This is a genomic window from Streptomyces sp. NPDC021224, from assembly GCF_044332905.1.
Lineage (GTDB): Bacteria > Actinomycetota > Actinomycetes > Streptomycetales > Streptomycetaceae > Actinacidiphila.
This window is the reverse complement of the sequence record NZ_JBIRPW010000004.1, coordinates 324,866-346,788: the sequence shown is the minus strand read 5'-3', so window position 1 is coordinate 346,788 and position 21,923 is coordinate 324,866. Positions and strand designations below refer to the sequence as shown.

The following is a 21,923-nucleotide window of genomic DNA, read 5'->3' as shown; positions in this document are numbered from 1 at the left end:
GGTCGCCTGCGTGCTGCTTCGCCCCGGCACGGGTGTGCCCGGCGCCCGCCCGCGCCGTGGCAGCGGCACATCACCACCTTCCGGCGCGGGTCGCCTGCGTGCTGCTTCGCCCCGGCACGGGTGTGCCCGGCGCCCGCCCGCGCCGTGGCAGCGGCACATCACCACCTTCCGGCGCGGGTCGCCCACGTGCCGCTCCGCCCCGGCACGGGTGTCCCCGGCGCCCGCCCGCGCCGCGGCAGCGGCACGTCACCCCCGTCCGGCGCGGGTCGCCTGCGTGCTGCTTCGCCCCGGTGCGGGTGTGCCCGGCGGCTGCGGCGGCAGCGGCATGTTCCCTATGCCTGGCGCGGCAGCGCCCGCGTGCTGCTTCGCCCCCGGCGCCCGCGCCGCCCCTCGCCGCGGCAGCGGCATGTTCCCAACTACCGGCGCGGAGCGCCCACGTGCCGCTTCTGCCACAAATTGGTCTCGACCAATTTGTGGATTGCTCTAAAGGTCTGGACCAACTCATTGACGGGTTCGTGTCAGCGCTGGATTCTGCTGGCACGTTCCCCCACAGGAGGTTCCAGACGTGAAGCGTCTCCAAGCACTGGGTTCGGGCGTGGCCGCCGCCGCGCTCGCCGTGGCCGGGCTGGGTGCCGTGGCCACGGTCGGCGCCGGGCAGGCGAACGGCGCCACGGCGGCGTCGTCCGCCCTGGGCAGCCAGTGGTACGCCGCCGCCCCGTATCTGATGCCGACCGACAACAATCCGCCGGACGCGACCGCGATCATGGACGCCACCGGCCTGAAGGCCTTCCAGCTCGCGTTCATCCTGGCCCCCAACGGGGGTGGCTGTACGCCGACATGGAGCGGCACGAGCGCGGTCTCGTCCGACACCGCGGTCGGCAACGTCATCTCCGCGATCCGCGCCAAGGGCGGTGACGTCTCCGTCTCGATCGGCGGCTACGGCGGCACCAAGCTCGGCCAGGCCTGCTCCGACGCGGCCTCGACCGCGGCCGCCTACCAGCAGGTCATCAACAAGTACCAGCTCAAGGCGATGGACTTCGACCTGGAGGAGCCGGAGTACGAGAACACCGCGGCCGTCGCGCACGAGATCGGCGCGGCCAAGATCCTCCAGCAGAACAACCCGGGCCTGTACATCTCGGTGACCACCGCGGGCACCGCGGCCGGCACCGGCTGGTTCGGCCAGCAGATGCTCAACGAGGCCAAGTCGCAGGGCTTCACGCCCAACAACTTCTCCATCATGCCCTTCGACGGCGGCTTCAACGGCGCCGCCGCCCAGACCGCGGCGCTCACCGCCTTCAACGGCCTGCTGAAGACCACCTTCGGCTGGGACACCGCGACGGCGTACGCCCACGAGGGCTTCTCCGGCATGAACGGCCGCAGCGACGCGGGCGAGTACTTCTACCAGGCGGACTTCCAGACCGTGCTGGACTACGCGACCAGCCACGGCATGGCCCGCTTCACCTTCTGGTCCCTCAACCGGGACCGGCAGTGCACCCCGCCGGACAACCAGACCACCTCGGGCACGTGCAGCAGCGTGCCGCAGAGCAACTGGGAGTTCGCGAAGTTCTCGGTGAAGTTCGCGGGCGCCACCCCGCCCACCAACCCGCCGACGACGCCGCCGACCACCCCGCCGACCTCACCCGGCGGTGGCGGCACCTGCACCGCCGCCCAGTGGAGCGCCTCCGCGGTCTACACGGGCGGCAACGAGGTCGCGCACAACGGCCACCTGTGGAAGGCCAAGTGGTGGACGACCAACGAGGAGCCCGGCACCACCGGCGAGTGGGGCGTGTGGCAGGACGAGGGCGCCTGCTGACCGCAGCGTGACGACACCCGGCCCGCGGAGATTGGCCGGAAATCGCTGAAGGGCCCGCGGCGTGAGGTGCCGCGGGCCCATCTTCTTGACGGGGCTTGCCCGCTTCCTCTGCGCGAATTCGCCGTGGCGCGTTTTCGCACCTGCACATGCCGGTGGTTGTTGACCGAAAACGGACGTAGCGTCTCCGGTTGGTTGTTTCGCTCCGAACACACGATCAGTAGCCTCACAGGGACAAGCGGCCTCCCGTCCGCGACAGTTGCTCCGGACGCGTCCACCCCGGCCCCTCGACCTGGAGACTCCCACCGTGACTGAGCGACCCTCCTGGGCACCCCCCGGTATCGACATCAACGTGCCCAGCGTGTCGCGGGTGTACGACTACTTCCTGGGCGGCTCGCACAACTTCGAGGTGGACCGGGACGCGGCCCGCAAGGCCATCGAGGCCATGCCGGGCATCCCCAAGCTGGGGCAGGCCAACCGGGCGATGATGCGCCGCGCGGTGCGTTACGCGGTGGGCCGCGGCATCACCCAGTTCCTCGACATCGGCTCGGGCATACCGACCTTCGGCAACGTCCACGAGGTCGTGCACGCCCTGAACCCCGAGGCGAACGTCGTCTACGTCGACAACGACCCGGTCGCCGTCGAGCACAGCAAGGCGGTGCTCGACGGCAACAAGCACGCCACGATCGCCGCGGCCGACCTGCGCGACCCGCGAGGCGTCCTGGACCACCCCGAGACCCGGCGGCTGCTGGATCTCGGGCAGCCGGTCGCGCTGCTGCTCGTCGCGGTGCTGCACTTCCTGTCCGAGGACGAGGACGACGCGTACGGCGTGGTCGCCACCCTCCGCGACGCCCTCGCGCCCGGCAGCGTGCTGGTCGTCACCCACGGCACGCAGCAGACCGAGATGAACGAGGACCAGGACGAGGCCGTCAAGATCTACCGGCGCACCCGGACCCCGCTGATCCTGCGCTCGCCGCAGGAGGTGGAACGCTTCTTCACCGGATTCGAGCTGCTCGAGCCCGGTGTCGTGACGCTCCCGTACTGGCGCCCCGACTCCCCGCCCGGGGACGACATCGATCCCGCCGTACTGGCCGGGCTGTCCGGCGTGGGGCTGAAGGCGTGACGCTGCGACCGGTCCTCGCCGGGTACGGACCGGGCCCGGCGACGGCGGTGGACGACGACAGCCTGGCCCGGTTCGCGGCGATCTGGAGCCGGGCGGTCTACCCGGTGACGGCCACCTCGATGACCAAGGCGGAGTTCGAGGCGCATCTCCTGCCGCTGGCCGCGGTGCTGCGCGACGCCCTGCACGCCGAGCGCTTCGAGCCGCGCGCGGCCGTCCAGGTCGGCACCGGACTGGTCGCCGCGCACTGCACCGACCCCGAGGCGCTGCCCAGCATCCTCGGCGTCATCGACGCCTACCTCGTCCTCTACTGCGGTCCCGGTCCCGAGCTGGGCCTGCCCGCCGACGAGTGCCGGGCGCGCTGCGCCCGGCTGCAGCACGCGGTCGCCGTCGGCTTCGCCCACGCGCTGCGCGAACGCACCCTGCGTGAGCAGGAGTCCATCTCGCGCGCCGCCCTCAACGCCAAGAGCGAGGCGGAGAGCGCGCTCGCCGCGAGCGAGGCCCGCTTCCGGGCGGTCTTCGAGACCGCCGCCGTCGGCATCGGCATCGCCGATCTCGACGGCACCATCCTGGAGCTCAACGCGGCCCTGGTGCGGATGTTCGGCAGCGAGTCCTTCATCCGGCAGCGCAGGACCGCCGACTGGCTGCACCCGGAGAACTCCACCGACACCGAGGGCGTCAACCGCGAACTGGTCACCGGCGAGCGCGACCACTACCAGATCGAGAAGGCCTACCCGCGCGCCGACGGCTCGGTGCTGTGGGCCGACGTCCAGGTGTCGCTGCTGCGGGACGCCGCCGGCCGGCCGCGCTACCAGCTCGCGCTGCTCGACGACGTGACCGAACGCCGCCGGCTGCTGGAGCGGCTGCGCCACCAGGCCACCCACGACGCGCTCACCGCGCTGCCCAACCGGGCGCTGTTCTTCGAACGCCTCGACCAGGCCCTGGAGGAGCCCGCCGACGGGCCGTCCCGCCAGATCGGCGTGTGCTACCTGGACCTCGACGGCTTCAAGGCCGTCAACGACAGCCTCGGCCACGCCGTCGGCGACCGGCTGCTGCTCGCCGTCGCGGACCGGCTGCGCGAGTGCGTCACCTCGCCGGACCAGCTCGTCGCGCGCATCGGCGGCGACGAGTTCGTGGCGCTGTACGCCGACCCGCCCGACCGGCGGGCCGTCACCGACCTGGCCGCGCGCATCCTGGGCGCGCTGTCCACCCCGGTCCTGCTGGACGACCGCCAGCTCACCGTGCACGGCAGCCTCGGCATCGTGCACGGCCCGGTCGGCGGCCGCGGCCCGGCCGACATCCTGCGCAGCGCCGACATCACGATGTACCGCGCGAAGGAGCGCGGCGGCAACCGCTACGAGGTCGCCGACGCGGACGCCGACGCCCGTGCCATCACCCGGCACGGCCTGACCAACCAGCTGCCCAGCGCGCTGCGCCACCACGAGTTCTTCGTGGAGTACCAGCCGCTCATCGCGCTGGAGGACAACTCCGTGCTCGGCGCCGAGGCGCTGGTGCGGTGGAGCCACCCGGTGCACGGCGTCCTCGGGCCCGACCGGTTCATCCCGCTCGCCGAGAGCACCGGGCAGATCGTGCCGCTCGGGCGCTGGGTGCTGGAGCAGGCCGTCCGGCAGGCCCAGGAGTGGCGGCAGGACCTGCACTGCCCGGGGCCGCCGCCCCGGATCAACGTCAACCTCTCGCCCGTGCAGCTCGGCCACCGCGGCCTGGTCTCCGACGTCGCCGCGGTCCTCGGCGAGAGCGGCCTGGAGCCGAGCGCGCTGTGCCTCGAAGTGACCGAGAGCGCCCTGATCGGCGCCGACAAGGACGCCCTCGAACCGCTGCGGCGGATCGCCGACCTCGGGGTCGCCATAGCGCTGGACGACTTCGGCACCGGCTACTCCAACCTCGCCTCGCTGCGCTGGCTCCCGGTCAGCGTGCTCAAGCTCGACCGCGCCTTCACCCGCGGCATGCGGTGCAAGCCGGCCGACCCGATGGAGTTCAAGATCGTCGAGTGTGTCGTCACCCTCGCGCACGCCCTCGGCCTCACCGTCACCGTCGAGGGCGTCGAGACCCGCGTCCAGGCCGACCACCTGCGCGCGCTGGGCTGCGACACCGCCCAGGGCTGGTACTACGGCAAGGCCGGACCCGCCGACCGGCTGCACAAGCTCACCCTCGCCGACGCCGGCTGACGCGCCTGACGCGGCACCGGCTCGCGGCACGGCGGCGCTGTCCGGGCACCGCCCCCGGCTGTGATGAAATCCCCTGGTACGCCGTCATCCGCACCAGGGAGTTCCGCTGAGCACCGCAGCCGCAGAGACGCTGTCCGTGGCCGCGCTGCTGCTCGTCCTGGGCTTCGCCGTGCTGCGCCCGCACGGCTGGCCGGAAGCCGCCGCCGCGGTGCCCGCCGCGGTGCTGCTGACCGCCGTCGGGGCCGTGCCGCTCTCCGCAGCCTGGCACCAGATCCGCGAACTGGCACCCGTCGTCGGCTTCCTCGCCGCGGTGCTCGTGCTCGCCGAGCTGTGCGCCGACGACGGGCTCTTCACCGCCGCGGGCGACGCCATCTCGCAGGCCTGCCACGGGCGCCCGCAGCGGCTGCTCGCGGGCGTCTTCGCCGTCGCCGCCGTGGTGACCGCGGTGCTCAGCCTGGACGCCACGGTCGTGCTCCTCACCCCCGTCGTCATCGCGACCGCCGCACGGGCCGGGGCGCGCGCCCGCCCGCACGTCTACGCGTGCGCGCACCTGGCCAACTCCGGCTCCCTGCTGCTGCCGGTGTCCAACCTGACCAACCTGCTGGCCTTCACCGCCGCGGGCATCACCTTCACCCGCTTCGCGCTGCTCATGGCGGTGCCCTGGCTGCTGGCCGTCGGCATCGAGTACGCCGTCTTCCGCCGTTTCTTCGCCGCCGACCTCGCGGTCGTCGAGCACCCGCCGGAGCGCGGCGAGCCGCCCGCCGTCCCCGTCGTCACCCTCGTGGTGCTCGGCCTGACGCTGGCAGGCTTCGCCGTCACCTCGCTCGCCGGGATCAACCCGGCCTGGGCCGCGCTGGGCGGCGCGCTGGTGCTGGGGGTGCGCGCCCTGTACCGCGGGCGGGCCACCGTGCCCGGCCTGGTCAAGGCGGCCGGGCCGCTGTTCTGCCTGTTCGTGCTGGCGCTCGGCGTCGTCGTCGAGGCGGTCGTGCGCAATGGGCTGTCCGACGCGGCCGACGCGGTGCTGCCGAACGGCGACAGCCTGCCCGCGCTGCTCGGGGTCGCCGCGTTCTCCGCCGTGCTGGCCAACCTGATCAACAACCTGCCGGCCACCCTCGCGCTGCTGCCGCTCGCCGAGTCCGGCGGCGCGGGGCCGGTGCTCGCCGTGCTCATCGGCGTCAACCTCGGGCCCAACCTCAGCTACGCCGGGTCGCTCGCCACCCTGCTGTGGCGCCGCGTGCTGCACGACCACGGGGCGGACGCGAAGCTCGGCACCTTCACCCGGCTGGGGCTGCTCACCGTGCCGCCCACCCTGGTCGCCGCGACCGCCGCGCTGTGGGCGGGACTGCGGCTCACCGGCACCTGACAGGCGCCCCGCTCAGCTCGTCCTCCGCAGGACGGTCGGCGACCCGGGGGCCGTGGAGCCGGGCGCCAGCTGCAGGTGCGTGGCATCGGTCATGGACAGCGTGTAGACGCGGCCGTCGGCGCAGTGCAGATCGGAATCGCGGTCGGTGGGCACGCTGGTGACCGCCTCGAAGGTCATCATGTCGCCCTGCACACCGGTGAGCCGCAGGTCCTCGGTGCAGCCGTTGTCCACACCGGAGTCGGGTACGGGGATGTTGCTGACCTGCTTGCCGACGGTGCTGCCGCGGCTGCCGCCCCGCAGGGTGAGCGTGACCTTGACCGAGCTGCTGCCCTGCGAGTAGCTCCCCGGACCCTCGCCGTACCAGGTGCCGACCCACGCCGCCGGCAGCCGGTCACCGGAGGTGGCCGCGGACGCCCCGGACGACGTGCTGCCCGTGCCCTTGCCGCCCGTGTCGCCGCCCGAGCCACCGTCGCCGCCCGATCCGGTGCCCAGGTTCTGGCTGAGCACCACGGCCAGCACCGCCACGACCGCCACCGCGCCGCCGGCCGCCGCGAGCAGCGGGCCGTTCGCGCGCAGCCGCCCCGGCGTGGCGGGGGAGGCGGGCGCGCCGCCGTAGGGGTGCCCCGCCGTCGGGGCCGCGACCGTGGGCCGGACCGGCTGCGGGTGCGGGGCAGTGTGCGGGGCGGGCCCGGTCGGGTACGCCGTGGTGCCCGGACCGTACGGCGAGGGGCCGAGGTCCGCGGCGGGCGCCGCGCCCAGCGCCGCCCGGGTCTGCGCCTCCCGGGCCGCCAGGTCCGCCGCCAGCTCCGAAGCGGCCGCGGACCACCCGCCGGTGGCACCGCCGCCGGGCAGCAGCTCGGCGGCGGTCCGGGCGTCGGGGCGCTCCGCCGGGCTCTTGGCCAGGCACGCGCGGAGCATCGGCAGCAGCTCGGCGGGCACACCGTCCAGGTCCGGGTCCTCGTGCACCACCCGGTAGAGCAGCGCCGGCGCGGAGACCTCCTCGCCGGGGTGCTGGAAGGGCCCGTGCCCGGTGGCCGCGTACACCAGCACCGCGGCCAGCGCGAAGAGGTCGCCCGGCTCGGCCGCCGAGCCCGCCGTGGCCTGCTCGGGCGCCATGTAGCCGGGGGAGCCGATCATCCCGCCGGTGCTGGTGTGCCGGGTGTCCTCCGCCGCGCGGGCGATGCCGAAGTCGATGAGCAGCGGGCGCCGCCCGGCCAGCAGCACGTTGGACGGCTTGACGTCGCGGTGCGCGAGCCCCGCCTCGTGGACGGTCCGCAGCGCCCCGCACAGCTCGGCGGCCAGCGCGGTCACCGCCCGCGCGGGCAGCGGGCCGTGGGCGGCGACCCGGTCGGAGAGCGACGGCGCCGGGACGTACTCGGTCGCCAGCCACTGCGGGCCGCTGCCGGGCGGGCTGAAGTCGACCACCGCGACCGTCCACGGCGAGCGCACCCGGTCGGCGTTGCGGATCTCCTGGGCGAACCGGGCGCCGAAGCCGGGGTCGAGCGCGAACTCCGGCCGAACGGTCTTCAGCGCCAGAGCCCGGCCCGCCGGGGTCCGGGCGAGGAACACCTGCCCCATCCCGCCCGCCCCGAGCCGCGCGAACAAGGGATATCCGCCGATCGACCGCGGGTCTCCGGCTTGCAGCCTCTCCATGGGCCGAGCGTACGACGGCGCGCCCCGCCCGGCCCCGCCGTTCCGGAAACCCGCGGATCTTCACCCGGGCCCGCGTCCGGCGTCGGCGCACCGGTGACGTGCGCCGCCGCGTCCGGCATACTCCAACGCGCCGGTCTCGTCGATCAGCCCGTGCCGTGATCCGGTACGGGAGGGCGGCAGCCGGGTATGCCCATCGGACGGAACCGCCCACCCACGGCGGCCCGCCCCGTAGCCCCCGACCGGGAGGAGTGCGCCGCCATGCAGAAGTACGGCCCGCAGCCGGTGTCCCGCCAACTGCCCACCGAGGAGGCGCGCGACCTGCTCGCGCTCACCCGGGAACTGGCCCAGCGCGAGATCGCCCCCGCCGCGGCGGCGCAGGAGGAGGCGGGCCGCTTCCCGCGCGAGGTCTTCACCCTGATCGGCGAGTCCGGACTGCTCGGCCTGCCCTACCCGGAGGAGTACGGCGGCGGGGGCCAGCCCTACGAGGTCTACCTCCAGGTGCTGGAGGAGCTCGCGGCCGCGCGGCTGACCGTCGGCATGGGCGTCAGCGTCCACACCCTGTCCTGCCACGCCCTCGCGCACTACGGCACCAAGGAGCAGCGCGCCGAGCACCTGCCCGCGATGCTCGGCGGCGGCCTGCTGGGCGCCTACTGCCTGTCCGAGCCCACCTCCGGCTCCGACGCCGCGGCCCTGCGCACCCGCGCGGCCCGGGACGGCGACGACTGGGTCCTCGACGGCACCAAGGCCTGGATCACCCACGGCGGGGTCGCCGACTTCTACACCGTGCTGGCCCGCAGCGGCGGCGAGGGCGCGCACGGCATCTCGGCGTACCTCGTACCCGCCGACACCGCGGGGCTGTCCGCGGCCCCGCCCGAGCGGAAGATGGGCCTGAAGGGCTCGCCGACCGCGCAGCTGCACCTCGACGGGGTACGCGTCCCCGACGCCCGCCGGATCGGCGACCTCGGCCAGGGCTTCGCCATCGCCCTCGGCGCCCTGGACTCCGGACGGCTCGGCATCGCCGCGTGCGCGATCGGCGTCGCCCAGGCCGCGCTGGACGCGGCACTCGGCTACGTCCTGGAGCGGCAGCAGTTCGGCAGGCCGGTCGCCGACTTCCAGGGACTGCGCTTCATGCTCGCCGACATGGCGACCGGAGTGGAGGCCGGCCGCGCCCTCTACCTGTCGGCCGCGCGGCTGCGGGACGCCGGGGAGCCCTTCTCCGCGCAGGCCGCGATGGCCAAGCTCTTCTGCACCGACACCGCGATGCGGGTGACCACCGACGCCGTCCAGCTGCTCGGCGGATACGGCTACACCGCCGACTTCCCGCTGGAGCGCTACCTGCGGGAGGCGAAGGTGCTGCAGATCCTGGAGGGCACCAACCAGATCCAGCGGATGGTCGTCGCCCGCCACCTGGCGGGACCGGAATCCCGCCGCTGAGCCGCGGCGCGGCGATGGGAGCGGGGGCCGGCGTCGGAGGCGCCGGCCCGACCGCGGGCCTTAGGCCGCGAGCCCCTGCGGGGGCAGGTGGACGGGGCGCGACTCGGGGCCGCCGACGTGCGAGAAGGGCTGGGTGCGCCAGTCCAGCCCGGCGGGCAGGGTGAGCAGCACGGCCAGGTCCGGCCGGCGGTCCGCGGCGCCGACGGCGACCGGGCCGGCCTCGGCGACCGCGCGGCCGGAACCGTCGCACACCGTCAGGCCGAACGGATTCCACGGCGTCGGGCACAGCGCGTGCTGCGGGAGGCGGTCCTCGTCCGCGAGGACCGCGATGGGCCGCCCGCAGCCGGGGCAGGACAGCCGGACGACGTCCGCGGTGTCCTCGTCGAGGACGTCCTCGACGCCGGCTTCAGCCTCGGCGGCGAAGATGTCCATCAGGTCGTCGGACGCGTCGGCGTCCGTAAGGCCGGCGGCCGGGGTCGGGCCGCGTTCGTGGCCCTCCTCGAACGCGGGAGCGGTCCGCTCGCTGCGACTGCGGCGCACGTGATGACGCATGGTGCGTGTCCCCCTCGGGTGAGTGCCCCTCCAACGGGTCGGCCGGGCGTCACGCCTCAGGCCATAGCGAGCACTTCCCGCCGCGCTACGCGGGTAACCACGCCATAGCGGGCGGACCGGTCCATCCGGTGTGTGCTTCGTCACATTCCCGCGGTTGGCCGGTTCATGCGCCCCCGGCGTGCGCCCGCGCACCCCCGTGAGCCCCCGCGCGGCGCCTTGCCAACCGGCCGGATACAGTGCCAACAGGCGAGGCCAGGACGGGTCCCGCGGGATCGGAAGCGTGACGTGATGCGAACCAACTGGGCGGGGAACCTGACCTTCTCGGCGGCCGAAGTACGACGCCCGGCCACCGTGGCGGAACTGCGGTCCGCCGTCGCCGGCAGCCGCCGGGCCAAGGCGCTCGGCAGCGCCCACTCCTTCAGCGACATCGCGGACACCGACGGCACCCTCATCGACACCTCCGCGCTGCCGCCCGAGATCGACATCGACACCGCCGCCCGCACCGTGCGGGTCGCCGCCGGTGTGCGCTACGCCGACCTCGCCGCGCACCTGCACGCCCACGGCTGGGCGCTGCCCAACATGGCCTCGCTGCCGCACATCTCCGTCGCCGGCTCCGTCGCGACCGGCACCCACGGCTCCGGCGACCGCAACGGCTCGCTGGCCACCGCGGTCTCCGGCCTCGACCTCGTCACCTCCGACGGCACCATCCACACCATGAGCCGCGCCGCCGACCCCGACACCTTCGACGGCGCCGTCGTCGCCCTCGGCGCGCTCGGCGTCGTCACCCACCTCACCCTCGACCTGCGGCCCGACTTCGCCGTACGGCAGCAGGTCCGCACCGGCCTCGACCTCGCCGACGCCGTCGAGCACTTCGACGCGATCACCTCGGCCGCGTACAGCGTCAGCCTCTTCACCGACTGGCGCGGCCCGCGCTTCACCCAGGTCTGGCTCAAGCAGCTCGCCGACGCCCCCGACGCCGACTTCCCGTGGGCCGAGCCCGCGCCGACCAAGCTGCACCCGGTGCCCGGCGTCGACCCGGTGCACTGCACCGAGCAGTTCGACGTCCCCGGGCCCTGGCACGAGCGGCTGCCGCACTTCCGGCCCGGCTTCACGCCCAGCAACGGCGAGGAGATCCAGTCCGAGTACCTCGTGCCGCGCGCGCACGCCACCGCCGCGCTCGCCGCGCTCGACGCGATGCGCGACACCATCGCGCCCGCGCTGCAGATCTGCGAGATCCGCACCATCGCCGCCGACCGGCTGTGGCTCAGCCCCGCGTACGGCCGCGACACCGTCGGACTGCACTTCACCTGGGTCAAGGACACCGCCGCCGTCCTGGCCGTGCTCGCCCCGCTGGAGGCCGCGCTCGCGCCCTACGCGGCCCGGCCGCACTGGGGCAAGCTCTTCACCACCGACCCCGCCGAGGTCCGCGCCCGCTACCCGAGGATGGACGACTTCGCCGCGCGCGTCGCCGCGACCGACCCCGCGGGCACCTTCTCCAACGCCTTCCTCGACCGTATGCTCCGCGGATGACCGAAATCCCCGGCGGAACGGTAAGGTCGTCGGCTGTGGAAGAGCTGGACCGGCAGATCGTGGAACTGCTCATGGCCGACGGGCGCATGAGCTACACCGACCTCGGCAAGGCGACCGGTCTGTCCACGTCGGCGGTCCACCAGCGGGTCCGCCGGCTGGAGCAGCGCGGGGTGATCCGCGGGTACGCCGCGATCGTCGACGCGGAGGCCGTCGGGCTGCCGCTGACCGCCTTCATCTCCGTCAAGCCGTTCGACCCCAGCGCGCCGGACGACATCCCCGAACGGCTCGCCGACGTCGCGGAGATCGAGGCGTGCCACTCCGTGGCGGGTGACGAGAACTACATACTCAAGGTGCGGGTGGGCACGCCGAGCGAGCTCGAACACCTCCTCGCGCGGATCCGCACCCTCGCGGGCGTCTCGACCCGCACGACGGTCGTCCTCTCCACCCCGTACGAGTCGCGCCCTCCGCGGATGTAGGGGGGCGCCCCGGGGTGCCTCTTGCGGTGGCCCGCGCGACCGTCTGCCGGTGGGGGAGAACTGCGCGCTCAGCCCACCACCGGCAGAGGATCGCGAACGCCACCGCAAGGGGCAGCCCGGGGCGTACCCCGCGGCCGGGGCGGACGCCGGGACGGGGGAGACTGGGGGGATGCGCCCCAGCTCCACCACCCAGCCCCAGCCCCAGCCCCAGACCCAGGACCAGCCCAGCGGCATGCGGACCCTCATGCTGCGCGGCGGCTTCGTCTACAGCCCCGCGGACCCGTTCGCGACCGCGATGGTCGTCGAGGGCGACACCGTCGCCTGGGTCGGCGGCGAATGCGCGGCCGACTCCTTCGCCGACGGCGTGGACGAGATCGTCCACCTCGACGGCGCCCTCGTCACCCCCGCGTTCACCGACGCGCACGTGCACGTCACGTCCACCGGCCTGGCCCTGACGGGGCTGGACCTCACGGGCTGCGGCAGCCTGCGGGAGGCGCTGGAGCGGGTCGCCGCGCACGCCGCCGCGCACCCGGCGGACCGGGTGCTGCTCGGGCACGGCTGGGACGAGACGGCGTGGCCGGAGCGCCGGCCGCCGACCCGCGCGGAGCTGGACGCGGCGGCGGGCGGCCGCCCCCTGTACCTGTCCCGCACGGACGTGCACTCCGCGGCCGTCACGAGCGCGCTCGCCGCCCTCGTACCGGACCTCGCGGGACGCGCGGGCCACGACCCGCAGGCGCCGCTGACGCGCGACGCGCACCACGCCGTGCGCGGGGCCGCGTACGCCGCCGTGACGCCCGCGCAGCGCGACGCGGCGCAGCGGGCGGCGCTGCGGCACGCGGCGGCGCAGGGCATCGGCGCCGTCCACGAGTGCGCGGGCCCGGAGATCTCCTCGCAGGACGACCTGACGGCCCTGCTCGCGCTCGCCGCGCGGGGCGGGGGCCCGCGGGTGCTCGGCTACTGGGCCGAGCCGGTGAGCGGCCCCGCGGACCTGGAGCGGCTGCGCGACCTCGGTGCGGCCGGCGCCGCGGGCGACCTGTTCGTCGACGGCTCCTTCGGCTCGCACACCGCGCATCTGCACGCCCCGTACGCGGACGCGCCGGGCAGCACGGGCGTGGCGTACCTGGACGCCGAGACCGTCGCCCGGCACCTGCTGCTGTGCACCCGGGCGGGGGTGCAGGCGGGCTTCCACGCGATCGGCGACGCCGCCGTGGACACCGTCGTGGCGGGCGTACGGGCCGCCGCGGCGGACGCGGGCCTGGACCGGGTGCGGGCGCTGCGGCACCGCGTGGAGCACGCCGAGCTGCTCTCGCCGGACGCGATCGCCGGCTTCGCCGAGTTCGGCCTCGTCGCGTCCGTGCAGCCCGCCTTCGACGCCACCTGGGGCGGCCCGGACGGCATGTACGCGCAGCGCCTGGGCGCCGAGCGCGCCGCGGCCCTCAACCCGCTGGCCGCGCTGAGCCGCGCGGGCGTACCGCTCGCGCTGGGCTCGGACAGCCCCGTCACCCCGCTGGACCCGTGGGGCGCGGTGCGGGCCGCGGCCTTCCACCGCACCGCCGCGCACCGCATCTCCGCCCGCGGCGCCTTCACCGCCCACACCCGCGGCGGCTGGCGTGCGGCGGGGCGGGACGACGCGGGCGTGCTGGTGCCGGGCGCGCCCGCCGACTACGCCGTGTGGAGCGTCGGCGACCTGGTCGTCCAGGCGCCCGACGAGCGGGTCGCCAACTGGTCCACGGACCCGCGCTCGGGCGTGCCCGGTCTGCCGGACCTGACCCCGGGCGGCGCGCTGCCGGTGGCGCTGCGCACGGTCGTCGGCGGCCGTACGGTCCACGAGCGGCCGAACGGGTGACCGCGGGCGCCGCCGGATGCGGCCGAACGGTGTGCCCTGGCCGGTCAGCGGCGTGTCGCAGCGCCCCGGGCCGGTCCGCACTGACCTGCTGATTTGGTGAAACTCCGCAGGTCAAAGGGCTGTTGACAGTTGCCCGTCGAGGGCGAGTAGGTTCGGCGAAGTCCACCACAGGACGCCGGACCGGGGGTACTCGCGAGGGCGTCGACCGCCGCTGGGCCGTGGGGCGTCGCGCCGCACGTGCACGCCGCCACTGGCAGCCAGGTCCAGCGCGCTCGACGCGGAACGCGGCTCGCCAGTGGCCCTCTCCGCCCGTGAGGGTACGGAGGGTGAGCACCGCCCGATCGGCAGGTGGGACCCGGGAAGGGCCCGGACGCCCAGTAGACAACGGCCTCGGCGGACGCGCAGCCAGCGCGCCCCGGGTCGGCCCGAAGGGTGTCCGGGCCCGTTCCGCAGCGGCGCGCTCCGCGCGGGCGCGGCTTTGGGCCTGACAGGTTGAGGTGGGAAGCTTTGCCCACGTGCGGCCCACCCGGGTGCCATCCCGGGGTACGGTCGCCTTCACCCCGTCTCCACCTGCAGGAAGGCCGCGATCGTGCGCCTGCGCCCCGAAGCCGCGAGCGCGGCGCCCCCGGCGGAGTCCGGCGTGCCGGAACCCTCCGACTCCGCCGCCGCGCCGGCGCGCCCCCCGGCTTCCGCCGTGGACGGCGGGCCCGTCGCGGATCCGGGCCCGGCCCCGGCCTCGCGCCCCACCCGCCGGCAGCGGTTCGCCGCGCTCGTCCGCCGGATGTGGCGCGACAGTGCCGTCGCCGCTGCGGCGGGTCTCGCGCTGGCCGCCGCCTTCCCGCCGTACGACGTGTGGCCGCTGTCGCTCGTCGCCGTCGCCGCCTTCACGCTGCTGATGCGCGGCCGGACGGTGCGTCAGGGGGCGTGGCTGGGCTTCGCCTTCGGGCTGCCGTTCTTCATCTGGCTGCTCCAGTGGCTGCACACCGTCGGCTGGGACGCCGTGGTCGGGCTCGCGGTCATCGAGGCGTGCTTCCTCGCCGCGCTGGGCGCGTTCACGGTGCCCGTGACGCGGCTGCCGGGCTGGCCGGTGTGGGCGGCGTGCCTGTGGGTGACCGAGGAGCTGGCCCGCGACCGGCTGCCCTTCGGCGGCTTCCCCTGGGGGCGGCTGGCGTTCGCCAACACCGGCTCGCCCTTCACCCCGCTGGCCGCGCTCGGCGGCGCCCCGCTGGTGTCCTTCGCGGTGGCCCTGAGCGGCACGCTGCTGGCCGCGACGGCCCTCGCGCTGGTCCGGCTGCGTCCGCAGCCGCGCGACGCCCGTACCGCGCTGTCCGCGGCCGGTGCGCTCGCGCTGTCGGCCGCGGTGCTGCTGGCCGGGCTGCTGGTGCCCGTGCCGACCGATGCCCAGGACCACGTCCGGATCGCGGTGGTGCAGGGCAACGTGCAGCAGCCGGGCATGCACTTCCTGGGCCGTCCGATGATGATCCTGGACAACCACGTCAAGGCCACCCTCAAGCTCGCCGCCGACATCAAGGCGGGCAAGGTGCCCAAGCCGGACCTGGTGCTGTGGCCGGAGAACTCCTCCGACCTCGACCCCTTCAGCCACCCGGCCGCGTACGACAAGATCACCGAGGCGGTGCGGGCGGTCGGCGTCCCCGTCCTGGTCGGGGTGCTCGTGGACGGGCCGGACGCCGACCACGTGCAGAACGAGGGCATCGTCTGGGACCCGGTGAAGGGCCCCGGCGCGCACTACACCAAGCAGCACCCGGTGCCGTTCGGCGAGTACGTGCCCTTCCGCAAGGAGCTGACCAAGGTCATCAGCCGGCTCGACGAGATCCCGCGCGACTTCTACCCCGGCAGGACGACGGGTGTGCTGCAGATCGGCCCGGCCCGGCTCGGCGACGTGATCTGCTTCGAGGTCGCCTACGACAGCATCGTGCGCGACACCGTGAACGCCGGCGCCCGCGCCATCGTCGTCCAGACCAACAACGCCACCTACGGCGAGACCGGGCAGCCCGAGCAGCAGCTCGCGATGTCCCGGCTGCGCGCGATCGAGCACGGCCGGGCCATCGTCACCGCCGCGACCAGCGGAATCAGCGCGATCGTCGCTCCTGATGGCAAGATCGAGCAGCGCAGCAAGGAATTCACGCAGACGGTGCTCGACGCCGACATCCCGCTGCGCGACGGCACGACGACGGCCGATCGCGTCGGTGCGGCACCCGAGTGGACTCTCGCTATGGTGGGGCTCCTGTCCTGTGCGGCTGCCGTCGCGCTCGGCAGGCGCGAGCGCACCCGCACGGCGAAAGGGCAAGAGCAGCAGTGAACGACGGCGAGCAGCGGACCTTCGGCCCGCTGGGCAAGGTCCTGGTCATCATCCCGACCTACAACGAGGCCGAGAACGTCGTGCCGATCGTGCGGCGGGTGCGGGCCGCGGTGCCGGAGGCCGAGATCCTCGTCGCCGACGACAACAGCCCCGACGGCACCGGCAAGCTCGCCGACGAGCTGTCGGCGGCCGACCCCGCGGTGCACGTCATGCACCGCAAGGGCAAGGAGGGCCTGGGCGCCGCCTACCTCGCGGGCTTCCGCTGGGGCATCGACCACGGCTACGACGTGCTGGTCGAGATGGACGCCGACGGCTCCCACCAGCCCGAGGAGCTGCCGCGCCTGCTCACCGCGCTGAAGAGCGCCGACCTGGTGCTCGGCTCGCGCTGGATTCCCGGCGGCCGGGTCGTGAACTGGCCCAAGAGCCGTGAGTTCATCTCCCGCGGCGGCAGCACGTACTCCCGGCTGATGCTCGGTGTGACGCTGCGGGACGTGACGGGCGGCTACCGCGCCTTCCGCAAGGAGACCCTGCTGGGCCTCGGCATGGACGACGTGGCCTCCGCCGGGTACTGCTTCCAGGTCGACCTCGCCTGGCGCGCGGTCAAGGCGGGCTTCCACGTCATCGAGGTGCCGATCACCTTCGTCGAGCGGGAGCGCGGCGACAGCAAGATGAGCCGCAACATCGTCGCCGAAGCGTTCCTGCGGGTCACCGCTTGGGGCGTCAGCTCGCGCGCCGGGCAGCTCACCGGCCGCAGGCCCGACGCGGCCGCTCCGGACGCCCCCGCCGCCGCGCGGCCCGCGGAGGGCGCGGTCTCCGTGCCCGAGCAGGCCGGCCCCGCCGCCGCCGACGCCTCGCCCGAGCGGGAGTCGCAGACGCCCTGACGGCCGCCCGGCGGCTACTGCAGGATGTTCACCGCCCGCGCGACCACCAGCACCACGGTCAGCAGCGACACCGCGGACTGCGCCAGCATCAGCGCCTTCGCCCACCGCGTCAGCGGCATGACGTCGGTCGGGCTGAAGGCGGTGGAGTTGGTGTACGACAGGTAGAAGTAGTCGAAGAAAGCCGGCTCCCAGTGGGCCGGCGCCATCTCCGGCACCTGCATCTGGACGAAGAGGAAGTCGGGGACGTCCCGCTCGCCCTGCGCACGGGCGGCGGGGCCGCCGCGGTCCAGCTCCCAGTACAGCAGCCCGAAGATCACGATGTTGATCAGCCAGATCGCCCCGCCGGTCAGCAGCAGCGGGCCCGCGGAGCCGCCCTCGGTGCCGCGTACGAGGCCCGCGACCAGCCGTACGGCCCCGTAGGCGTTCGCGCCGCCGATCGCGAGCGTGAGGGCCAGCTCCAGCATCCGGTAGGTCCGGGAGGAGCGCTCGATGCGGTGCGGGTTGCCCGCGACCAGCGCGACCAGCAGCGCCAGCTCCACCACCGGCATCAGCCACCGCGGGTGCACCGAGAGCCGCGCGGGCAGCGCGAACTGGATCACCACCACGGCCAGCACCGTCGAGGTGGAGGCCCACCGCGGCTCCCCGCGGGTGACCCGGCGCCAGGCCGGTACAAGCGCCGCCGCGGGCCCCTCGGCGGCCTCCGCGGGCCGTGCGGGCGGCGGTGCGGGGGCGGGTGCCGGCTGCCGCTCGGGCTGCGCGCCGGGCGCGGAGTTCGTCACGCCGCACATCGTGGCCGCGCCGCGGTCCCGCCGTCCATCGCGGGCGGGGCCACCGACCCGGGCTTTACCTGCTCTTTGGCACACTTGAGCTATGACGACGAGTTCCTCGCGCCCCGTCCGACCGCAGCCCGGGCAGCAGCCGCCACGGCAGCCGCAGCGGCGCTCCCGCGCCCGTACCGTGGTGCCCCTGGTGGTGGCGGCGTGGGCCGTGCTGGAGATCTGGCTCATGACGGTGGTGGCGTCGGCCACCAGCGGCCTCGTCGTGCTGCTGTGCGTCATCGCGGGCTTCGTGCTGGGCGCCGCGGCCGTCAAGCGTGCCGGGCGCAGCGCCTGGCGGAATCTGACGGCCGCCGTGCAGGTGCCCGGCGGCGGTCCGGGGGAGGGGGCGCCGGTGCCGCCTCCCGCGGGCGGCGGGCGCACGGGCCTGCACATGCTCGGCGGGCTGCTGCTGATGATCCCCGGATTCCTGTCCGACGCCGTGGGCCTGGTGCTGCTCTTCCCGCCGACCCGCAGGCTCGCCGGATCGCTCGCCGAACGGCTGGCCCGTCGCTCGCTGCGGCGCCACCCGGACGCCGGGCCCGGTTCGATCGGCGACCTCTTCCAGCAGGCGCAGCAGGCCGGTGAGCAGGCCCGTATGCACCGCCCGGACGGCAAGGTCATCCAGGGCGAGGTCGTCGACCACCAGCACGACCGCTGAGCCCCCCGGCACGACCGCTGAGCCCCCGGCTCATGAGGGCGCCCCCGTCGCGCGAGCGCGAGGCGGGGGCGCGGATGTGAGCAGACTCACTCCCGGACTCACCCGTACGCGGACACACGACCGCCCGGCCGGGGGACGCGGCGTCGCGTCCCGCGCCGGGCGGGGAGTCCGGGGACCCCGGGTGGTTCCCCGGGGCGTCGGGTCGGGTCAGGCGGTCTTGCGGTTGTCCCGCGGGTGCACCGCGATGTTCATGGCGCCGGAACGCAGCACGGCCAGCCGTTCGGCCAGCACTTCCTCCAGCTCCTCGAGCGTGCGCCGCTCCATGAGCATGTCCCAGTGCGTGCGCGCGGGCTTGGTCGTCTTTTCTTCCGGGCCTTCGCCGTCCACCAGCAGTGCGGTCTGGCCGCAGGCGCGGCACTCCCACTCCGGCGGAATCTCGGCCTCGACCGAGAACGGCATCTCGAATCGATGGCCGTTCCGGCATGCGTACTCAACGGTCTGGCGCGGGGCCAGATCGATGCCGCGGTCGGTCTCGTAGCTGGTGGCCCCGAGTCGCGTGCCGCGGAGAGCTCGCTCACTCATGAATCGTGCCTCCCGGGCTTGGTCGCCCACAGGACAGGTGTCGCTGTCGTCGTCATCCGGTCAACGTCCGGTCGGCGGTGAAGATTCCCGAAGTGGGAGATGCGTCGCCCGTCGTGTCGCCCCTGTTTGTACCCGCCGATGCCCGTTTTGTCACATCCGGGACAAGATGTCACCCGGTCTTGTCATATCTTTTGTGTGCAGTAACGGTCAAGCCGGAGGGCCAACCGCGTACACTACCCGTCCGCGTGCCCGGGGGCTAAATCGTGTCCGCCATCACGTGCTCCCGCGCGGCGGACCCGGCCGCTGCGGCGGAGGGTTCCGTACCCGGCTCCAGGCCGCCGAAAACGCGCAGGAAGAACTGCGCCAGCGGTCCTATCGCCAGCGCGTAGAGCACCGTCCCCACCCCCACGCCGCCGCCCAGCACGAAGCCGACCGCCAGCACCGTCAGCTCGATCGCGGTCCTGATCAGCCGCAGCGAGCGGCCCGTCCTGCGGTGCAGCCCGGTCATCAGGCCGTCGCGCGGGCCGGGCCCGAAGCGGGCGGCGATGTACAGGCCCGTCGCGACGCCGTTGCCCACCACCGCCGCCACCAGCAGCGGTATCCGCCCGCCCAGTGCCTCGACGTGCGGCACCAGCGCGAGCGTCACGTCGATCGCGCCGCCGACCAGGAAGACGTTGGACACCGTGCCGAGGCCGGGCCGCTGCCGGATCGGCCACCACAGCAGCAGCACCACCGCGCCGACGATGATCGAGACGTTCCCGATGGCGATCCCGGTGTGCCGGGACAGGCCCTGGTGGAAGACATCCCAGGGGTCCAGTCCCAGATCCGCGCGGATCATCAGCCCGTCGGTCGCGCCGTACAGCAGCAGCCCGGCGTACAGCATGACGAGGCGGGCCACCGGCAGCGGGCCGCGGCCCGCCACGAGCCGCCCGAGCCGGGACGGAGGAAACAGGCGTACTGGTGACAAAGGAGCCCCCCGGATGGTGGTCATACGGATACGCATGACACTCTGTGGCTCGTAAGCAGAGCTTCTCCAGGGCCAATTCGCGGAAGGTGGACTGAATTTCATGTCGCAGTGGACCGCGTCGGTGAGTGCCGCGCATCTGGCCAGACTGCTGTCGCCCGGACCGCAGGCGGCCGCGGGCGGCCGCAGGCTCCCCGCCTACCGCGGGCTCGCCGACGGGGTGCGGCTGCTCGTCCTGGAGGGCCGCGTCCAGGTCGCCGCCCGGCTGCCCGCCGAACGCGAACTGGCCCTCGCGCTGGGGGTGAGCCGCACCACGGTCGCGGCCGCGTACGAGGCGCTGCGCGCCGAGGGCTTCGCCCGCTCGCGGCGCGGCGCCGGCAGCTGGACCGCGATCCCCGACGGGCACGTGCTCCCCACCCGCGGCCTCGAACCCCTCCCGCCGGACGCCGCCGGCTCCGTCATCGACCTCGGCTGCGCCGCCCTGCCCGCGCCCGAGCCGTGGCTCACCCAGGCCATGGAGGGCGCCCTCGCCGAGCTGCCCGCCTACGCCGCCACCCACGGCGACTTCCCGGCCGGGCTGCCCGTGCTGCGCGAGGCCATCGCCGACCGCTACACCGCACGCGGGGTGCCGACCATGCCCGAGCAGATCATGGTCACCACCGGGGCGATGGGCGCGATCGGCGCCACCGCCCGCCGCGTCGCCGGGCACGGCGAGCGCGTCGCCGTCGAGTCGCCCAGCTACGCCAACGTCCTGGAGCTCTTCCGCGAGACCGGCGCCCGACTGGTCCCCGTCGCTCTGCGCGAGGGCCTCGGTGGCTGGGACATGGGCGCGTGGCGCCGCGTCCTGCGGGACGCCGCCCCGCGCATGGCGTACGTCATGCCCGACTACCACAACCCCACCGGCACGCTCGTCGGCGACGACGAGCGGCGCGAACTGGTCGAGGCCGCCCGCGCCGCCGGGACGGTCGTCGTCGCCGACGAGACCATGGCCGAACTCACGCTCGACGGGGACGAGCCCGGTGTGCGCCCGATGGCCGCCTTCGACCGCGGCGGCACCGTCATGACCGTCGGCTCCGCCAGCAAGGCGGTGTGGGCGGGCCTGCGCATCGGCTGGGTCCGCTCCACGCCCGACGTCGTCCGGCAGCTGGTGTCCGCGCGCGCCTACCTCGACCTCGGCTCGCCGGTCGTCGACCAGCTCGCCGTCGCCTGGCTGCTGCGCGGCGGGGGTTGGGACCAGGCCCTCGCCACGCGGCGGCTGCGCGCCCGCGAATGCCGCGACGACCTCGCGGCGGCGCTGCGCGAGCACACGCCGGACTGGGACTTCACGCTGCCGCGCGGCGGGATGACGATGTGGGTGCGTACGGGTGACGTGTCCGGGTCGCGGGTCGCCGTGGCCGGTGAGCGCCTCGGGGTCCGCGTGCCGTCGGGGCCGCGCTTCGGGGTGGACGGCGCGTTCGAGTCCTACGTCCGCATCCCCTTCACGGTGAGCGGCCCCACCGCGCAGGAGGCTGCCGCGAGGCTCGCCGCCGCGGCCACGGTGGTCCGCTCGGGGGGCGCGCCGGACGCGGACCCTACGGGGTTGTTCGTGGCTTGAGCGATCCGCTGCGCGGGGCGGTGAGCGTTATAGGTGCCCCCCAGCCCCCGCCGGGGCGCGGGTAGTCACCGGCCGAAAGGGGCAGTTGCTGTCGTTTCCGGACCACCGGCCGTGGAGGGCTGAGCGCGCGGTTCTC

General features: G+C 74.5%; 17 protein-coding genes. 12 read left to right on the top strand and 5 right to left on the bottom strand.

Annotated features, from left to right (window positions below; genetic code table 11):
* The first annotated feature begins 565 nt into the window (after positions 1–565).
* The 4 genes from ACH4PY_RS13130 to ACH4PY_RS13115 all read left to right on the top strand — a co-directional run bounded on the left by ACH4PY_RS13130 (position 566) and on the right by ACH4PY_RS13115 (position 6,479).
* Positions 566–1,813: a carbohydrate-binding protein gene (locus ACH4PY_RS13130; RefSeq protein ID WP_398180151.1), complete on the top strand. Its 1,248-nt coding sequence runs from the start codon at positions 566–568 to the stop codon at positions 1,811–1,813.
* A gap of 304 nt (positions 1,814–2,117) precedes the next feature.
* Positions 2,118–2,933 carry an SAM-dependent methyltransferase gene (locus tag ACH4PY_RS13125; protein WP_398180147.1) on the top strand — a complete coding sequence of 272 codons (816 nt, stop codon included), beginning with the start codon at positions 2,118–2,120 and terminating at the stop codon, positions 2,931–2,933.
* A 2-nt stretch (positions 2,934–2,935) separates the two neighbouring features.
* Positions 2,936–5,116 carry a putative bifunctional diguanylate cyclase/phosphodiesterase gene (locus tag ACH4PY_RS13120; RefSeq protein WP_398180856.1) on the top strand — a complete coding sequence of 727 codons (2,181 nt, stop codon included), beginning with the start codon at positions 2,936–2,938 and terminating at the stop codon, positions 5,114–5,116.
* Between the two features lie 106 nt (positions 5,117–5,222).
* On the top strand, positions 5,223–6,479 hold the full coding sequence (locus ACH4PY_RS13115; RefSeq protein ID WP_398180853.1) for an SLC13 family permease: 1,257 nt from the start codon (positions 5,223–5,225) through the stop codon (positions 6,477–6,479).
* A gap of 12 nt (positions 6,480–6,491) precedes the next feature.
* On the opposite strand, the gene ACH4PY_RS13110 is transcribed toward ACH4PY_RS13115, so the two are convergent.
* A complete protein-coding gene (locus tag ACH4PY_RS13110) occupies positions 6,492–8,132 on the bottom strand; it encodes a serine/threonine-protein kinase (RefSeq protein ID WP_398180144.1) in 1,641 nt (546 codons plus the stop codon).
* A 258-nt stretch (positions 8,133–8,390) separates the two neighbouring features.
* Between ACH4PY_RS13110 and ACH4PY_RS13105 the strand changes: the two genes are divergently transcribed.
* The gene (locus tag ACH4PY_RS13105; RefSeq protein ID WP_398180141.1) at positions 8,391–9,566 is read left to right on the top strand and encodes an acyl-CoA dehydrogenase family protein; all 1,176 of its coding nucleotides are present in this window, start codon (positions 8,391–8,393) and stop codon (positions 9,564–9,566) included.
* Positions 9,567–9,626: 60 nt separating this feature from the next.
* On the opposite strand, the gene ACH4PY_RS13100 is transcribed toward ACH4PY_RS13105, so the two are convergent.
* Positions 9,627–9,998: a hypothetical protein gene (locus tag ACH4PY_RS13100; protein ID WP_398180850.1), complete on the bottom strand. Its 372-nt coding sequence runs from the start codon at positions 9,996–9,998 to the stop codon at positions 9,627–9,629.
* 408 nt (positions 9,999–10,406) lie between these two features.
* Between ACH4PY_RS13100 and ACH4PY_RS13095 the strand changes: the two genes are divergently transcribed.
* From ACH4PY_RS13095 to ACH4PY_RS13075, 5 genes are all read left to right on the top strand, one after another.
* Entirely contained in the window at positions 10,407–11,648 is a 1,242-nt protein-coding gene (locus ACH4PY_RS13095) for an FAD-binding protein (protein ID WP_398180138.1), read from the top strand.
* Positions 11,649–11,683: 35 nt separating this feature from the next.
* The gene (locus ACH4PY_RS13090) at positions 11,684–12,124 is read left to right on the top strand and encodes an Lrp/AsnC family transcriptional regulator (RefSeq protein ID WP_398180847.1); all 441 of its coding nucleotides are present in this window, start codon (positions 11,684–11,686) and stop codon (positions 12,122–12,124) included.
* 169 nt (positions 12,125–12,293) lie between these two features.
* Positions 12,294–13,970 (top strand): amidohydrolase, encoded by a 1,677-nt coding sequence (locus tag ACH4PY_RS13085; protein ID WP_398180134.1) that lies wholly within the window; start codon positions 12,294–12,296, stop codon positions 13,968–13,970.
* Between the two features lie 640 nt (positions 13,971–14,610).
* Positions 14,611–16,290, top strand: coding sequence for an apolipoprotein N-acyltransferase (gene lnt, locus ACH4PY_RS13080; protein ID WP_398180131.1), 1,680 nt, complete (start codon positions 14,611–14,613; stop codon positions 16,288–16,290).
* The gene (locus ACH4PY_RS13075; RefSeq protein WP_398180128.1) at positions 16,287–17,171 is read left to right on the top strand and encodes a polyprenol monophosphomannose synthase; all 885 of its coding nucleotides are present in this window, start codon (positions 16,287–16,289) and stop codon (positions 17,169–17,171) included. Before lnt ends, ACH4PY_RS13075 begins: the two co-directional genes overlap by 4 nt.
* Before the next feature lie 14 nt (positions 17,172–17,185).
* Here ACH4PY_RS13075 and ACH4PY_RS13070 read toward each other — a convergent pair whose 3' ends face one another.
* Positions 17,186–17,950: a hypothetical protein gene (locus ACH4PY_RS13070; protein ID WP_398180125.1), complete on the bottom strand. Its 765-nt coding sequence runs from the start codon at positions 17,948–17,950 to the stop codon at positions 17,186–17,188.
* 91 nt (positions 17,951–18,041) lie between these two features.
* Between ACH4PY_RS13070 and fxsA the strand changes: the two genes are divergently transcribed.
* The gene (gene fxsA, locus ACH4PY_RS13065) at positions 18,042–18,647 is read left to right on the top strand and encodes an FxsA family membrane protein (protein WP_398180122.1); all 606 of its coding nucleotides are present in this window, start codon (positions 18,042–18,044) and stop codon (positions 18,645–18,647) included.
* Between the two features lie 207 nt (positions 18,648–18,854).
* Here fxsA and ACH4PY_RS13060 read toward each other — a convergent pair whose 3' ends face one another.
* Both ACH4PY_RS13060 and ACH4PY_RS13055 read right to left on the bottom strand, forming a co-directional pair.
* A complete protein-coding gene (locus ACH4PY_RS13060) occupies positions 18,855–19,229 on the bottom strand; it encodes an RNA polymerase-binding protein RbpA (protein WP_031517570.1) in 375 nt (124 codons plus the stop codon).
* 256 nt (positions 19,230–19,485) lie between these two features.
* The gene (locus ACH4PY_RS13055) at positions 19,486–20,112 is read right to left on the bottom strand and encodes a YitT family protein (protein WP_398180844.1); all 627 of its coding nucleotides are present in this window, start codon (positions 20,110–20,112) and stop codon (positions 19,486–19,488) included.
* Between the two features lie 184 nt (positions 20,113–20,296).
* On the opposite strand from ACH4PY_RS13055, the gene ACH4PY_RS13050 reads away from it, so the two are divergent.
* Complete coding sequence (locus ACH4PY_RS13050) at positions 20,297–21,787, top strand: PLP-dependent aminotransferase family protein (RefSeq protein WP_398180117.1); 1,491 nt, start codon at positions 20,297–20,299, stop codon at positions 21,785–21,787.
* Positions 21,788–21,923 lie beyond the last annotated feature (136 nt).

Bases quoted from the DNA above. Each gene is read 5' to 3' on its own strand.
- ACH4PY_RS13095 (WP_398180138.1), top strand. From the start codon at position 10,407: ATGCGAACCAACTGGGCGGGGAACCTGACCTTCTCGGCGGCCGAAGTA.
- ACH4PY_RS13050 (WP_398180117.1), top strand. From the start codon at position 20,297: ATGTCGCAGTGGACCGCGTCGGTGAGTGCCGCGCATCTGGCCAGACTG.
- fxsA (WP_398180122.1), top strand. From the start codon at position 18,042: ATGACGACGAGTTCCTCGCGCCCCGTCCGACCGCAGCCCGGGCAGCAG.
- ACH4PY_RS13105 (WP_398180141.1), top strand. From the start codon at position 8,391: ATGCAGAAGTACGGCCCGCAGCCGGTGTCCCGCCAACTGCCCACCGAG.
- ACH4PY_RS13085 (WP_398180134.1), top strand. From the start codon at position 12,294: ATGCGCCCCAGCTCCACCACCCAGCCCCAGCCCCAGCCCCAGACCCAG.
- ACH4PY_RS13060 (WP_031517570.1), bottom strand. From the start codon at position 19,229: ATGAGTGAGCGAGCTCTCCGCGGCACGCGACTCGGGGCCACCAGCTAC.
- ACH4PY_RS13055 (WP_398180844.1), bottom strand. From the start codon at position 20,112: ATGCTGTACGCCGGGCTGCTGCTGTACGGCGCGACCGACGGGCTGATG.
- ACH4PY_RS13110 (WP_398180144.1), bottom strand. From the start codon at position 8,132: ATGGAGAGGCTGCAAGCCGGAGACCCGCGGTCGATCGGCGGATATCCC.
- ACH4PY_RS13100 (WP_398180850.1), bottom strand. From the start codon at position 9,998: ATGGACATCTTCGCCGCCGAGGCTGAAGCCGGCGTCGAGGACGTCCTC.